The organism is Rathayibacter sp. AY1D1, from assembly GCF_002932635.1.
GTDB lineage: Bacteria > Actinomycetota > Actinomycetes > Actinomycetales > Microbacteriaceae > Rathayibacter.
Genome location: NZ_PSVY01000011.1, coordinates 46,348 through 59,287 on the forward strand (window position 1 = coordinate 46,348; position 12,940 = coordinate 59,287).

The following is a 12,940-nucleotide window of genomic DNA, read 5'->3' on the forward strand; positions in this document are numbered from 1 at the left end:
CTGCGAGCGGATGGCCGGGGCGGGGAGGGTTGACAGCTCCCGTCACTCCGCGACGACGGCCGCGGCGAGGCCCCGCAGCGCGGTGTGCAGCCCGGGGCTCATGGGCAGCCCGGCGTCGAGCACGGCGTTCGCGGCGGCGACCAGCACCGGTGCCGCGGGGGAGGAGACCACGGTGAGGCCGGCGGGCGGATCCGCGTCGCCCGAGGGCCGCACGACCAGGACGAGCCGGGAGCTGGGAGCGCTCGTGCTGATCGTCGCTCCCGATCGGGCGGGCAGCACCGCGAGGGTGCCGCGGCCGACGAACTCGCGCTCCTCCCGGCTGGCGACGGTGAACGCGCCCTCGAGCGGGAGCAGGAGCACCACCGACCCCGGGTCGGCGCGGGGGCTCGGGCGGAAGTCGATCGTGCCGGCCGTGTGCCAGATCCGGCGAAGGAGCACGCCCTCGGCGGCCGCTTCCTGCCCAGTGACGGCGAGGGCGGGGTCGGGCCCGGCCTCGGCGTGGCGGGCCCGCAGCCAGTGCCGGGCGGAGTCGCCGCGGAGGGGCATCGGGTGGATCAGCGGATCGGACACGGCGGCTCCCGAGGAACGCGGACCTGAATCGGCCGAGACAGTGAGGAACCATCATCCTAGGAGCGGCGGGAGGCGTCGTCCCCGGAGTGGCGCGTCCTCACATGCGGATGCCGCCCCGGCCGCGCTGAGCGCGACGCCGGAGCGGCATCCGAAGAGTGGTGCGGACTACTGGAATCCGCCGCCGCGGTCCTCCGGGTCCTCGATCGGGTCGGAGTCGGGAGCGTCGATCGAGTAGGTCACGTGGACCGCCTCGCCGACCTCCTTGGCGGAGACGGCGTTGTAGACGAGGTGCGTCTCCTGGCCGTCGACGGCGGCGTAGACGTCGACCTCCTTCTCGTAGCCCCCCTCGGTGCTGACGCGGTTCTCGGTCTGGCCGTCGAACGGCCCGCCCTGGAAGAAGGCGAGGTAGCTCTCGCCCTCGGCGAGTGCGCGGATGTCGTTGCTCATGCCCCCAGGTCTACCACTCGGCGACTCCCCGCCGCTCGGCCTTGCGCTCGGCGGGCGGAGGAGGGCCGGGGCGGCGGCGGCCTTGCCTCGAGGCGGCGGCACTGCTCGACGGGATCTCTCCGCACGCGCCGTCAGGGCACGAGCCGCTGCGTGATCGAGGCCGTCGGCCCGCTCAGCGCGATCTCGGCGAGCGCGCCGTTGACCAGGGGCATCTGCGGCGGCTGGTGCCCGGTGTCGACGTCGAGGATCACCGGCACGCCGAGATCGCCGAGAGCGCGCCGCACCGCGTCCTCCTGGCTCAGCTCCGGCAGGGACGCGCCCGCGGTCCGGCCGATCAGGACGCCGGTCGCCTGCTCGAACCAGCCCGCGAGGCGGAGGGAGGTGAGCATCCGGAGCACCGAGACGGAGTCGGACCCGGCCGCCTCCAGATAGACGACGGTGCCCTCCGGCGCGTGCCGGCGAGCGAAGCCCGGAATGTCGCCGTAGGGCGTGCCCGCGAGCAGGGACACCGTCTCGAGGCATCCGCCGATCAAGCGGCCGGACATCGCCGCGTCCGCTGCCCCGTCGAGCGAGCGCCAGCGGGTCGGCTCCTCGTAGGCCCGATCGCGGTCGAGCGGCTCGTCCGCCCACGCACCCCACGGACGGCTCCGGCGTCGCGGCGCGGCGTGCTGCGTGAACGCGGCCCCGGGCTCGAGGCCGGCGACCTCCGTCCAGCGGTGGAACCCGACCGGCAGCTCCCACGGCTCGTCCATCAGATTGGCGCCGTGGATCGTCGCGAGCCCGGTCGTCGTCGTCAGGGGCAGGAGCAGCGTCGAGACGTCCGACCAGCCGACGAACCAGGGCCGGGCCTCCGCGAGGGCGTGCCAGTCGAGCCTCTCCAGCAGCTCGACGGCGAGCTCGCCGCCCCATGGAGGAAGGACCGCGTCCCCGCTCCGGAAGGCGTCGTGCAGGTCGGCGGCCCGATCCGCGGCGGACGCCGGAACGAGTCCGCCGAGGAGGGCGTGCGGCCGGACCCGGACGTCGTATCCCGCCGAGCCGAGTCGGCGCGCGGCGTCCTGCAGCCGGTCGTGCAGGTACGCGGGGACTCCCATCGAGGGCGCGGGCACCTCCACCCGGCCTCCGACGCGGAGGGGTGCGGGGTACGTGATGCTCGCCATCCGACGACGCTAATGCCCCTCGCGGCGACCGGCTTCGGATGCCCGGTCCGGCGAGTACCTCCGCGCCCTTCCTGCCCCGACTCGCGGGCGGCCGCTGAGCGCGATCGCGAGAGGGGTCGGCGCGAGTGCCGCGCCGCCCACCCACCCACTCGTGCGCAGCGCCGCCCGCCGGGAAGAAAGATGGGGCCAGGAGGCGCACCGGAACGTGACGTCCCGGTCTCGCGCAGGCGTCTCGGCTCCGCTGCTGCCTGCGGCGATCAGCGCCACGCGGCGCCTTCAGCTCGTGAGGCGGCCGATCTCATCGTCGGAGAGGAGGCGGTCGGAGTAGAGCACGATGCGAGCCGCGGGGTCGGGGCTGTGCGCGTCGGGGCCCTCCCACCTCCGGTCGAGACCGAGTCGAGCGACCGTGCGGTGCGATCGCTCGTTGTGTTCCGCGACGACCGCGGTCACGGGGAGCTCGGGTCGGAGCCGCCGCGCCCCCGCGATGCCTGCGGAGGCGACCTCCTGGGCGTACCCCCTGCCCCAGTGGTCCGGATGGACGGTGAACGCGACGTTCCAGGCCGTGTCGGCGAGGAGGGTGCAGCCGCCGATCCCGATCGCACCGTCCGCGCCGCCCTCGGGACTCCGCAGCCGGACGACCCAGCTGCTGAGGTCGTCCCGTTCCCACTGCGCCGTCCGGTGGGCGAGCACCGCCCGGGTCTGCTCGACGGAGCCGTGTCGGAGGAGGGGGTCGCCCGCCGCGATCCGCTCGTCGGAGTACAGCCGCCACAGCTCGTCCAGATCGCTCTCGGCGGGACGGAACAGCCGGAGCCGCTCGGTCGTCTCGTCGGGGCGATCACCGGCGCCGATGCTGCTGCCGCTCGTTCGAGGCGGGACTCGGGGCCATCGGGGCGGTCGCCGAGGAGTGAGGCGAGCGCGGTGACCGCGCCTGGACGTCCACCCGCTCAGCCCGTGATCAGGCCGGTGAGGCGGTCGGCGGCGGCTCCGACGGTCGAGACCGCATTGACCGTGACGAGGCAGGCGATTCCCCAGAACCAGGTGCGACCGGGTGCCCCGGCGCTGCGCCGCTCGAAGGCGAGCCACCAGGCGCCGACCACCGAGACGCACGCCGCGACCACCGAGCCGAGCGCCATGCGGACGTACTCCTCGGGACCGGGGGAGGACCAGGCCGTGGTCGCGAGGACGATGAGCAGCGGGACCACGATCATGCCCAGCGCGCCGAGCAGCACCGCGTGGAGGTGACTGCGGGGAGGGGCCCCGGCCGTCGTCGTCGCGGTCCGCGTCCGTGTCGTGTCCATGCCGCGTCCCCCGTCGCCGCGGTCCGGTCCGCGCTGCCCCGACGCTATCCGCTCGCCGTCCCGCCGTCACCCAGCACCTCCGAGCGGGCCGCGTGCCCGGTGGCGTCAGCACCGCGCCGCCCGCGCCGCCCCGGCCGAACGCCGAGAACGTAGGATGTCCGGGATGACGATCGGACGCCGCCTCTTCCTCTCGGGAGCCGCCACGGGAGTCGGGCTCCTGGCTCTCGCGGGCTGCACGCCGTCGCGTCCGACGCCGACCCGCTCCGTCACGAAGGCCCCCGTGCCCACGCCGAGCACCACCGCCGTCCCCGCGCCGGCCGCCTTCGTGCGCTCCGCCTGGGCCGAGGATCCGTACGCGCTCGGCTCCGTCTCCTACCTGCCCGTCGGCGCGACGCCGCAGCACCGCACCGACCTGGGCACCGCGGTCCTCGACCGCGTCTTCCTCGCGGGCGAGGCCACCGACACGGAGGCGCCCGGCACGCTCCAGGGCGCCTGGAGCTCCGGGGTCCGCGCGGCCGCCGAGATCAGCGCCGTCGCCGACGAGGGCGAGCGGATCGCGATCGTCGGGGCCGGTCTCGCCGGAGCGGTCGCCGCGCGGCGCCTGTCCGACGCGGGCTTCGACGTCACCGTGGTGGAGGCGCGCGAGCGCACCGGCGGCCGCATCGCCACCGCGGCTCCGGACGGCTGGCCGATCGCCGTCGAGACCGGAGCCTGGGCCCTCACCGGCGCGGGAGCCGCCCTGCGCGAGAGCATCGCGGACGCGGGCGTGGTCACGACCGCGGTCGACCTCGCCGACGTCCGCTCGAGCGACGCCGACGGCGCGGCCCTCGACACCGGCACCACGGGTGCCGACGCCCTGACCCGTGCTCTCGAGTGGGGAGCGGAGCAGCCGGAGGACCTGGCGCTCGCCGAGTCGTTCGCCGGCTCCGGAGCGCCCGACCCCGCCGAGGCCGAGCCGGGCTCCGGCGACGGCGACGCCGCCCGCGTGGCGGCGCACCTCGCCGGGACGACCGCGCTGCGCACCGGCGCCGCTCCCGAGGAGCTCTCCTCCTGGTACGGACTGGGCGACGCCTCCGCCGCCACGACCGCGGAGGAGCTGAGCGACGACTCCGGCGACGCGCTGCTGACCGACGGGCTCGCGCCCCTGGTCGACACCTTGCTCGCCGACGTCGAGGTCTCGCTGCGCGCCGTGGTGAGCGGGATCGGCTACACGGACACCGGGGTCAGCATCCGGCTGGGCACCGGCGAGTCGTTCACAGCCGACCGGGTGCTGGTCACCGTGCCGATCGGGGTGCTCCAGACGGACGCGATCGCCTTCGACCCGCCGCTCCCGTTCGCGCAGCGCGCGGCCGTCGCGGCCCTCGGCTCCGGTGTCGTCGAGACGCTGTGGCTGCGCTTCGACGAGGCGTTCTGGGAGGCCGACGCCTCCGCGCGCTGGTCGCTCGTCGGCTCCGAGGCGGGCATCACCGAGTGGCTCAACCTCCAGCCGTCGACCGGCGAGGCGGTGCTCGTCGGGCTGGTCGGAGCGGATCAGGCCCTCTCGCTGCAGGATCTCAGCGACGACGAACTGGTCACCCTCGCGCAGACGGCGCTCGAGCCGTTCGCCGTCGTCCCCGGCTGACGAGCTCGCGGAGCCGCGCCAGCGGCCCCCGCCACTCCGACGCGTGCGCCGCCCCGAGCGGCCGCACCCGGCTGAGCGCGAGGACGAACGCGGCGATGCCGGAGATCAGGCTCAGCACGATCACGTCGTAGAGCACGAACATCACGGGTCCGTCGACCTGGCCGGGGTCGAGGAAGAAGTACGGGTACCAGCCGATGAGGGCCCCGCGGACCAGGGTGATGACGCCCCAGACGATCGGGAAGCCGAGCACGGTCAGCGCCCCGCGCCAGGCGACCGGGCGGCGGCCGGGTCCGAGGATCCAGTCGAGGATCGCGAGCGTCGGGATCACGAAGTGCAGGAGCGCGCTCGACCAGGGCACGTCGACCCGCACGCCGCGGTTGTTGGCCTCGACCGCGATCAGCCCGAAGACGATCCCCGACACGACCATGTAGGTGAGCACGAGCGCCCTCACGGTGCTGAGCCAGCGCGGCTCCCGCTCGCGCGCGAGGGCGACCAGGCCGGACAGGCCCAGTACCACGACCCCGGCCATGTTCGACTGCGTCGTGAAGTAGGCGAAGAAGTTGTCGATCTGGAACGCGCGGAAGCCCAGTGTGTAGAAGAAGTCGCCGACGAGTCCGACCGCGCCCAGCCCGGCGAGGGCCAGGCGGAGGATCGCGAACGCCTTCCGCACACCCGCTCCGATCCGTCGCCGCTGGGCCCGGAGGGCCGGACTTCCGGACGATTCTACGGTCGCCGCGCTCGGAGCTCCCCGAGCACGCGGCTCCGCCGGGCGGGGGAGGCGGGCCTCGCGGAGGCGATCTAGCGTGGAGGGATGGCGCGCGCACAGGACGGGAAGGGTTCGGGTCGGATGTCGTCGGAGGAGGCGTCCCGGCGCTGGAACGCGGTCACGGGTCCGCTGTTCCTCGCGGCGGGAGCGGTCTTCGCGGTCCTCGGGAATCCGGTCTGGCCGGTGTTCCTCGTCCTGGGGATCACGTTCCTCGGGCTGACCGCCGGCCCCGGGAGGCCGACGAGCCGGAGCGGAGCGCAGGAGCCGGACCGCGATCGGTGACGCGCGCTTCGCGACGCGGACACTCGCCGGTCGCGTCGCCGGGATAGCGTGCGTGTCATGCCCTTCACGCCGAGCCACGCCGTCGTCGCGCTCGCGTTCTCGAACGGCCGGATCCCCGCCGCGGCCGTGGCCATCGGCGCGATGGTCCCGGACATCGGCATGTACCTCCCGATCGCCGTCGCCCGCGAGTCCACCCACTCCCTCCTCGGCGTCGTCACCGTCGACCTGCTGCTCGGGATGCTCGGCCTCGCGCTGTGGAGCGCGGTCGTCGCTCCGGCCTGGCGCGACCTCGCGCCCGCGCTGGTCCGCTCGCGCCTGCGTCCCCGGCGCTCGCCGCCCCGCGGGGCCGCCGCATGGATCCGCGTGCTCGTCTTCGCGGCCGCCGGCATCGCGATCGGAGCCGCCAGCCACGTGATGTGGGACGGCTTCACCCACCGGGGCGGCTTCTTCGTCTCGGCGATCCCGCTGCTGCAACAGGAGCTCGGGCCCTTCCCCGGCTTCCGGTGGGCGCAGTACGCGAGCGGCGTGCTCGGGCTGCTCGGGCTCGGGATCGGCGCGGTGGTCTGGTACATCGGTCGCCGTCCCCGGAAGCTCCGCTCCGACGGCCGGCAGCCGGTGCGCATCGCGGCCGCGGCCGTGGTGCTCGCGGCCGCGGTGGTTCCCGCCGGGATCGTGCTGGCGGGGGCGGGCATCGATCCGCTCGACGCCGCCTACCGGGCGCACGTGGTGCGGGCGGCGATCCTGCTCGTGGGCGGCGGCGCGGCGGCCGCGGTCGCCGTCGCGGCGGTCTGGTGGCTCACCGGCCGAGGGGTGCGCGGGGCCGTCGTCTGAGACGACGGAGGACGAGCCTGTCGTCTGAAGGGAGCACGGGCATCCGTCGCGAGGAGGATGCGCCGGTGCATAGCCCACCGATAGCGTCGGACACGGCCCGTTGGGGCGGGCCGCCTTCGGGGGAAGGCACTAAGGGGAAATCGGGGGCTCGCGGCACACGCCGCGGGCCCTCTACCCGTTTCCGGGCCCCGCCGGCCGGGAGCTCCCGCCGCCTCAGCGCCGCTTCGAGCGCGGCCGGTTCTGCGCGGCCGGGCGCTGCGGGATGCGCGGAGCGCCCTCGCCGGCGGCTCCCTGGGGGAGCGAGGACGCGGGCGGGATCGGGCGGCGGGTCACCGGGCGCACCGGCTCGCCGCGGCGCGTCTGGCCGGGGATCGGCCGGGAGCGGCGCCCGTAGATGAGCTCGGACGAGTCGAGCAGCCACGGCACCAGCGCCACCGTCACTCCGTGCACCAGCAGGAGCTTCTGGCGGATCCGCCGCGACTTGTGGTTGTGGAGGAACGCCTCCCACCAGTGCCCGACGATGTACTGCGGCATGTAGACCGTCGTGATCTCGGAGCCGTGCTCGAGGCGGTGGGCCTTGATGTACTTGATCAGCGGGTACGAGATGTCGCGATAGGGAGAGGCCACGCAGCGCAGCGGCACCTCGATGTCCATCTGCGCCCAGTCGGCCTTCAGCTGCGCGGTCTGCGCGTCGTCGATGGAGGAGTGCACCGCCTCCAGCGTCTCGTGCCGCGCCGCGATGGCGTAGTCGAGCGCCTTCAGCGTGGGCTTGTTCATCCGGCCCACCAGCACGATCGCGTGGTCGCCGTTGGCGCCGAAGGTCGTGGTCGGGTCGACCTCGATCTCCTTCTCGACGTCGCGGTAGTAGCGGTAGACGCCGGCCATCAGGACGCCGAGGATCGGCATCACCAGGTAGACGAGCCAGGCGCCGTGGGTGAACTTCGTGATCGTGACGACGACGAGCACCGCGAACGTCAGCGTCGCGCCGAACAGGTTGATGGCCAGGCTCGTGTAGACGGTGCGCGAGCCCTCGCCGTTGCGGATCATCCGTACCCAGTGCTTGACCATGCCCGACTGCCCGAGCGTGAACGAGACGAAGACGCCGATGATGTACAGCTGCACGAGGCTCGTGAGCGAGGCCTGGTAGACGAGCAGGATGATCGCGGCGACGAGCGCCAGGATGATCACTCCGTTGGAGTAGATGAGGCGGTCGCCGCGGGTGTTCAGCGACTTGGGCGCGTAGCCGTCGCGGGCCAGCACGGAGCCCAGCAGCGGGAAGCCGTTGAACGCGGTGTTCGCCGCGAGGAGCAGGACGGCGGCCGTCGCGGCCTGGATGATGAAGAACAGGATCGTGTTGTTGCCGAACGTGGCGGCGGCGACCTGCGCGATCACCGAGCGCTGCGGGGTCGTGGCGCAGTCGGCGAAGCCCACCAGATGGCAGGCGTTCTCGGCGTAGTGCACGTTCGAGAGCAGGGCGAGGGCGGTCAGGCCGACGAAGAGCACGATCGCGATCGTGCCCATCGCGACGAGGGTGCGCTGGGCGTTCTTGACCTTCGGGGCGCGGAACGCGGGCACACCGTTCGAGATGGCCTCGACGCCCGTGAGCGCCGCGCAGCCGCTCGCGAAGGAGCGCAGCAGCAGGAGGACGACGGCCGCCTGCGTGAGCTGCTCGCCCTGCACGGTGAAGCCCGCCGACTCCGCGACCGGGGTGTCGCCGAAGGCGGTGCGGACCAGGCCGACGACGACCATCACGAAGACGCTCGCGACGAAGAGGTACGTCGGGACGGCGAAGGCGCGGCTCGACTCCGAGACGCCGCGGAGGTTCACGGCCGCCAGCAGCACCACGAAGAGGATGGCCAGCTCGACCCGCAGCGGCGCCAGCTCGGGCACCGCGGAGATGATGTTGTCGACTCCGGAGGCGACCGACACGGCCACGGTGAGCACGTAGTCCACGAGGAGGGCGGCGGCGACCGTGAGGCCCGCCGTCTCGCCCAGGTTGGTGCGGGCGACCTCGTAGTCGCCGCCGCCGGACGGGTACGCCCGGATCAGCTGGCGGTAGCTCAGCACCACCACGACGAGGAGGACGACCACGCATGCGGCCACCCAGGGGGCGAAGGTGAGGAAGGAGAGTCCGCCGAGCAGCAGGATCATCAGCAGCTCCTGCGGCGCGTAGGCCACGGAGGAGAGCGGGTCGCTGGCGAAGATGGGGAGCGCGAGCCGCTTCTGCAGCAGCTGTCCCTCGAGCTTGTCGCTGGGGAGCGGCTCGCCGATGAAGAAGTGCTTGGCGGTGCGCAGCTCGGTCGCGTCGGCCGATGATCCGTCCGCGGCGGACGGGGGGCCCTCGTGTGTCACGAGCGATGACACTACTCCGTGCGAGGGGGCAGTCAAGACGGCCGGGAGCAGGCCGAGCGGAGGCTGATCCCGCGCTGTGACCGGGAGTTTCCCGGTGCGGCGGGGAGCGACGGCCGGCGTCCTCGCGGCCGGCGCCCCGAGCGGGGGGTCAGCGGCCGTCGCGGGTCGCGGCTCCGATCAGGCCGGTGAGGCTGTCGCGGAGCGCGATGAGCTCCTCGAGGGGGACGTCGAGCCGCTCCACGATCTGAGGAGGAACCTGCAGGGCCTGCTCGCGGAGGGCCGCTCCGGAGGGGGTCAGCGCGACGTCGAGGCGGCGCTCGTCGTCGCTGCTCCGGGCGCGCGTGACGTGGCCGCTCGCCTCCAGGCGCTTCACGAGCGGGCTGAGCGTGGCCGGCTCGAGGCGCAGCGCGGAGCCGAGGTCGGCGAGCGAGCGGGGGCTGCGCTCCCAGAGCGCGAGCATCACGAGGTACTGCGGGTGCGTGAGCCCGAGCGGCTCGAGCACGGGGCGGTACAGCCCGATGACGGTGCGCGCCGCGACGGCGAGGGAGAAGCAGACCTGGTTCTGGAGGGCGAGCGGGTCGGTTTCCACGGCGTCATCCTCTCATCGTGCCCTGATGGTTAGTACACTAAGGATATGACGCGGAAGAAGACCGGCTCCCTCTACCAGCGCTTCAACGCGCGGCTGTTCCCCTGGATCGGCCCGCCGCCGCTCGGCCCGTACGACCAGCCCGAGCAGGAGGCGCCCGCGGGGCAGGCGTGCCCGCTCTGCGGTCGGCCGATGTCCGAGCACGTCATCGACCGCTCCGGTCCGCGCACCCAGCTGTACTGCCCGAGCGACCCCTCCTGAGTCGCACGCCCCCGTTCGGGGGTCGGGGGCTTCGGGCGGCGGGGGCGGATGATGAGCGCATGTCCCGTCTGAGCCCCACCGCCGCCCGCGTCGTCCAGTACAGCCGTTTCGGCGACGCGGACGTCCTCGAGATCGCCGAGGTCGAGCGGCCGAAGCCCGGGGCGGGCGAGGTGCTGGTCGAGGTGCTCTCCGCCGGGGTGAACCACATGGAGGCGTTCATCCGGCAGGGCCAGTTCGACTCCGACCACTCCGCGGCCTTCCCGATGCGCCAGGGCACCGACTTCTCGGGCGTCGTCGTCGCCCTCGGTGAGGGCGTCACCGACATCAAGCTCCGCAGCGACGTGGTCGGCCACGCGCTCGTCGGCTCCCACGCGACCCACGTCGTGGTGCCGCGCCGCAACCTCGTCGCCAAGCCCGCCTCCGTAAGCTGGGAGGTCGGCGGCGCGCTGTTCCTCGCCGGAGTGACCGCGTGGCGCGCGCTGGAGGCCACGCATGTGGGACCCGACGACACCGTCCTCGTCTCCGCGGCGGCCGGAGGAGTCGGCAGTCTCGAGATCCAGCTGGCGAAGCTCCGCGGCGCGACGGTGATCGGCACCTGCGGCGAGCGCAACTTCGACTACCTCCGCCAGATCGGCGTGAAGCCGGTGGTCTACGGCGACGGGATCGCCGACCGCATCCGGGCGGCGGCGCCCGGCGGGGTCACCGTGTTCCTCGACAACTTCGGCGGGGAGAACGACGCCCTCGCCGACGAGCTCGGCATCGCGGCCGGCCGATTCCACTCCAGCGACGACCGCAAGGAGATCGAGCTGCGCGCCGTCTGGCCCGACGCCGAGACCGCCCAGCGCGACACCGAGATCCTCGGCGAGCTGGTCGGCCTCGTCGGCGAGCAGAAGCTGCGGGTGCTCGTCTCGGGCTTCTACCCCTTCGACCAGGTGCAGGACGCCTTCGACGACCTCGAGAAGCGGCACTCGCGCGGCAAGATCGTGCTCGGCATGAACCCGGTGGACCCGGCGAAGGTCACCAAGGCGCGCGACATCCACGAGGCCGGCCGCTAGCCGCACCCTCCCGGCGGCTGTCCGGGCTGCTCTCCGGGCGGCCACAATGGGGCCGTGGCGCGCGGACGCCCGGGAGGAGTGACGCGATGGAGGAGCCCGTCGTCGCGATCGTCTGGATCGTCTCGTTCGTGGTGGTGACCGTCCTGGTCACCGGGCTGTCGGGGCGGGTGAACTGGTCCGCTCCCGTGGCGCTCGTCGCCGTCGGGGCCCTCGCCTCCTTCGTCCCCGGGATCCCGGAGGTGGTGGTCGAGCCGGACGTGGTGCTGTTCGGGATCCTGCCGCCTCTGCTCTACGCGGCGGCGATCCGCACCTCCGTCCTCGACGTCCGCGCTCGTGGCGACAGCATCCTCCTGCTGTCGGTCGGGCTCGTCGTCTTCACGGTCGCGGTGGTCGGCGCGGTGGCCTGGATGGTCGTCCCGGCGATCACGGTCGCCGCGGCCCTCGCGTTCGGCGCGATCGTGGCGCCCACGGACGCGGTGGCGGTCACGGCGATCGCGGGGCGGCTCCGCCTGCCGCGGCGCATGCTCACGGTGCTCGAGGGCGAGAGCCTCCTCAACGACGCGACCGCGCTGGTGGCGCTGAACGCCTCCCTCCTGGCGATCGTCAGCACGGTCACTCCCGGGCGCATCGCGCTCGACTTCGTGCTGGCCGTGGCAGTGGGCGGCGGAGTCGGGATCGGCATCGCCGTGCTGCTCGGGTTCGTGCGCAAGCAGGTGCAGTCGTCCGTGCTGGACACGAGCCTCTCGCTCGTGACGCCCTACGTCGCGTTCATCCCGGCGCAGCTGCTGCACGGCTCCGGGGTGCTGGCGGTCGTGGTCGCGGGGCTCTACCTGGGCTACCGGGCGCCGGTCATCCAGTCCGCGCAGGCGCGGATCGCGGAGTCGCTCAACTGGCGGACGATCCAGTTCCTGCTCGAGAACGCGGTGTTCCTCTTCATCGGGCTGAGCCTGTCGTCGGTGGTGGAGGCGACGGCCGACTCGGGCATCGGGGTCTGGCAGACGGTCGGCATCGGCGCGGCCGTGCTCGCGGCGCTGGTCGGGAGCCGCGTGGCCTGGATGTGCATGACAACGCTGCTGTTCCGGCACGGTCCGCGCCGGCTGCAGCAGCGCGGGTGGACCTGGCCGACCGCGATCGGGGTGTCGTTCGCGGGCATCCGCGGCGTGGTCACCCTCGCCGCCGCGTTCCTCCTGCCCGCGGAGACGCCGCAGCGCGCGTTTCTGCAGTTCCTCGCCTTCATCGTGGTGGCGGGGACGCTCGTCGAGGGGCTCGCGCTCCCGCGGCTCGTCCGCGCCCTGAAGCTGCCGGCCCCGAACGAGATGCAGGAGCACGTCGAGAAGCAGATGCTGCTCGCCGAGGCGCAGGCCGCCGGGCTAGCCCGGCTCGACGCGGAGCCGCAGGACGGAGTGGAGGACCGCGTGCTCGACCGGCTGCGGCGGAACGCGACGTTCCTCGCCGACGCCCTGGAGAACCCGCCGGAGGGCGAGGGTGTGGAGCCGCTCCCGCAGGCCTACAACCGGCTCCGGCGCGTGATGATCGCGGCCGAGCGGGAGGCGGTGCTCCGCGCCCGCTCCGAGGGGCGGTACCAGGAGCCGGCGGTGGTGAGCGCTCTGGCGTTCCTCGACGTGGAGGAGGAAGCGCTGGCGGTCGGACGGCAGTAGCGCCGGGAGGGCGGGGACCCCGGGCGGGATCCCCGCCCTCCGGGCGGTGCGGTGTC

General features: G+C 73.6%; 14 protein-coding genes. 6 read left to right on the forward strand and 8 right to left on the reverse strand.

The window, feature by feature from the left end; all coding sequences use genetic code 11:
• Positions 1-42: 42 nt before the first annotated feature.
• The 5 genes from C5C56_RS09425 to C5C56_RS18300 all read right to left on the reverse strand — a co-directional run bounded on the left by C5C56_RS09425 (position 43) and on the right by C5C56_RS18300 (position 3,472).
• Positions 43-570 carry a hypothetical protein gene (locus tag C5C56_RS09425; protein WP_104223759.1) on the reverse strand — a complete coding sequence of 176 codons (528 nt, stop codon included), beginning with the start codon at positions 568-570 and terminating at the stop codon, positions 43-45.
• A 165-nt stretch (positions 571-735) separates the two neighbouring features.
• The gene (locus tag C5C56_RS09430; protein WP_104319462.1) at positions 736-1,017 is read right to left on the reverse strand and encodes an oligoribonuclease; all 282 of its coding nucleotides are present in this window, start codon (positions 1,015-1,017) and stop codon (positions 736-738) included.
• A 131-nt stretch (positions 1,018-1,148) separates the two neighbouring features.
• Positions 1,149-2,174, reverse strand: coding sequence for a S66 peptidase family protein (locus C5C56_RS09435; protein ID WP_104319463.1), 1,026 nt, complete (start codon positions 2,172-2,174; stop codon positions 1,149-1,151).
• A gap of 276 nt (positions 2,175-2,450) precedes the next feature.
• On the reverse strand, positions 2,451-3,212 hold the full coding sequence (locus tag C5C56_RS17830; RefSeq protein ID WP_258065644.1) for a GNAT family N-acetyltransferase: 762 nt from the start codon (positions 3,210-3,212) through the stop codon (positions 2,451-2,453).
• On the reverse strand, positions 3,119-3,472 hold the full coding sequence (locus tag C5C56_RS18300; protein WP_258062734.1) for a hypothetical protein: 354 nt from the start codon (positions 3,470-3,472) through the stop codon (positions 3,119-3,121). Before C5C56_RS18300 ends, C5C56_RS17830 begins: the two co-directional genes overlap by 94 nt.
• Positions 3,473-3,635: 163 nt before the next feature.
• On the opposite strand from C5C56_RS18300, the gene C5C56_RS09445 reads away from it, so the two are divergent.
• Entirely contained in the window at positions 3,636-5,093 is a 1,458-nt protein-coding gene (locus C5C56_RS09445) for an NAD(P)/FAD-dependent oxidoreductase (RefSeq protein ID WP_181137578.1), read from the forward strand.
• On the opposite strand, the gene C5C56_RS09450 is transcribed toward C5C56_RS09445, so the two are convergent.
• Positions 5,044-5,763, reverse strand: coding sequence for a Pr6Pr family membrane protein (locus C5C56_RS09450; RefSeq protein ID WP_104233845.1), 720 nt, complete (start codon positions 5,761-5,763; stop codon positions 5,044-5,046). The two genes, C5C56_RS09445 and C5C56_RS09450, sit on opposite strands and share 50 nt — an antisense overlap.
• Before the next feature lie 141 nt (positions 5,764-5,904).
• Here C5C56_RS09450 and C5C56_RS09455 point away from each other — a divergent pair, with 141 nt between their 5' ends.
• Both C5C56_RS09455 and C5C56_RS09460 read left to right on the forward strand, forming a co-directional pair.
• Positions 5,905-6,141 (forward strand): hypothetical protein, encoded by a 237-nt coding sequence (locus C5C56_RS09455; protein WP_146076574.1) that lies wholly within the window; start codon positions 5,905-5,907, stop codon positions 6,139-6,141.
• A 57-nt stretch (positions 6,142-6,198) separates the two neighbouring features.
• Complete coding sequence (locus tag C5C56_RS09460; protein ID WP_104319465.1) at positions 6,199-6,972, forward strand: DUF4184 family protein; 774 nt, start codon at positions 6,199-6,201, stop codon at positions 6,970-6,972.
• A 213-nt stretch (positions 6,973-7,185) separates the two neighbouring features.
• On the opposite strand, the gene C5C56_RS09465 is transcribed toward C5C56_RS09460, so the two are convergent.
• Together C5C56_RS09465 and C5C56_RS09470 are read right to left on the reverse strand one after the other, a co-directional pair.
• A complete protein-coding gene (locus C5C56_RS09465; protein WP_104223800.1) occupies positions 7,186-9,267 on the reverse strand; it encodes an APC family permease in 2,082 nt (693 codons plus the stop codon).
• Positions 9,268-9,472: 205 nt separating this feature from the next.
• The gene (locus C5C56_RS09470; RefSeq protein ID WP_104263100.1) at positions 9,473-9,913 is read right to left on the reverse strand and encodes a MarR family winged helix-turn-helix transcriptional regulator; all 441 of its coding nucleotides are present in this window, start codon (positions 9,911-9,913) and stop codon (positions 9,473-9,475) included.
• Between the two features lie 45 nt (positions 9,914-9,958).
• Here C5C56_RS09470 and C5C56_RS09475 point away from each other — a divergent pair, with 45 nt between their 5' ends.
• The 3 genes from C5C56_RS09475 (at position 9,959) to C5C56_RS09485 (ending at position 12,884) form a co-directional block, all read left to right on the forward strand.
• On the forward strand, positions 9,959-10,171 hold the full coding sequence (locus C5C56_RS09475) for a hypothetical protein (RefSeq protein WP_104223750.1): 213 nt from the start codon (positions 9,959-9,961) through the stop codon (positions 10,169-10,171).
• Positions 10,172-10,230: 59 nt separating this feature from the next.
• Positions 10,231-11,226 carry an NADP-dependent oxidoreductase gene (locus C5C56_RS09480; RefSeq protein ID WP_104238704.1) on the forward strand — a complete coding sequence of 332 codons (996 nt, stop codon included), beginning with the start codon at positions 10,231-10,233 and terminating at the stop codon, positions 11,224-11,226.
• A gap of 86 nt (positions 11,227-11,312) precedes the next feature.
• The gene (locus C5C56_RS09485) at positions 11,313-12,884 is read left to right on the forward strand and encodes a sodium:proton antiporter (protein ID WP_104223748.1); all 1,572 of its coding nucleotides are present in this window, start codon (positions 11,313-11,315) and stop codon (positions 12,882-12,884) included.
• Positions 12,885-12,940: the final 56 nt, after the last annotated feature.

What these genes read in the sequence shown, in the direction of transcription:
- C5C56_RS09455 (WP_146076574.1), top strand. Translation starts at nt 5,905, where the DNA reads ATGGCGCGCGCACAGGACGGGAAGGGTTCGGGTCGGATGTCGTCGGAG.
- C5C56_RS09445 (WP_181137578.1), top strand. Translation starts at nt 3,636, where the DNA reads ATGACGATCGGACGCCGCCTCTTCCTCTCGGGAGCCGCCACGGGAGTC.
- C5C56_RS09435 (WP_104319463.1), bottom strand. Translation starts at nt 2,174, where the DNA reads ATGGCGAGCATCACGTACCCCGCACCCCTCCGCGTCGGAGGCCGGGTG.
- C5C56_RS09480 (WP_104238704.1), top strand. Translation starts at nt 10,231, where the DNA reads ATGTCCCGTCTGAGCCCCACCGCCGCCCGCGTCGTCCAGTACAGCCGT.
- C5C56_RS09485 (WP_104223748.1), top strand. Translation starts at nt 11,313, where the DNA reads ATGGAGGAGCCCGTCGTCGCGATCGTCTGGATCGTCTCGTTCGTGGTG.
- C5C56_RS09430 (WP_104319462.1), bottom strand. Translation starts at nt 1,017, where the DNA reads ATGAGCAACGACATCCGCGCACTCGCCGAGGGCGAGAGCTACCTCGCC.
- C5C56_RS09475 (WP_104223750.1), top strand. Translation starts at nt 9,959, where the DNA reads ATGACGCGGAAGAAGACCGGCTCCCTCTACCAGCGCTTCAACGCGCGG.
- C5C56_RS18300 (WP_258062734.1), bottom strand. Translation starts at nt 3,472, where the DNA reads ATGGACACGACACGGACGCGGACCGCGACGACGACGGCCGGGGCCCCT.
- C5C56_RS09460 (WP_104319465.1), top strand. Translation starts at nt 6,199, where the DNA reads ATGCCCTTCACGCCGAGCCACGCCGTCGTCGCGCTCGCGTTCTCGAAC.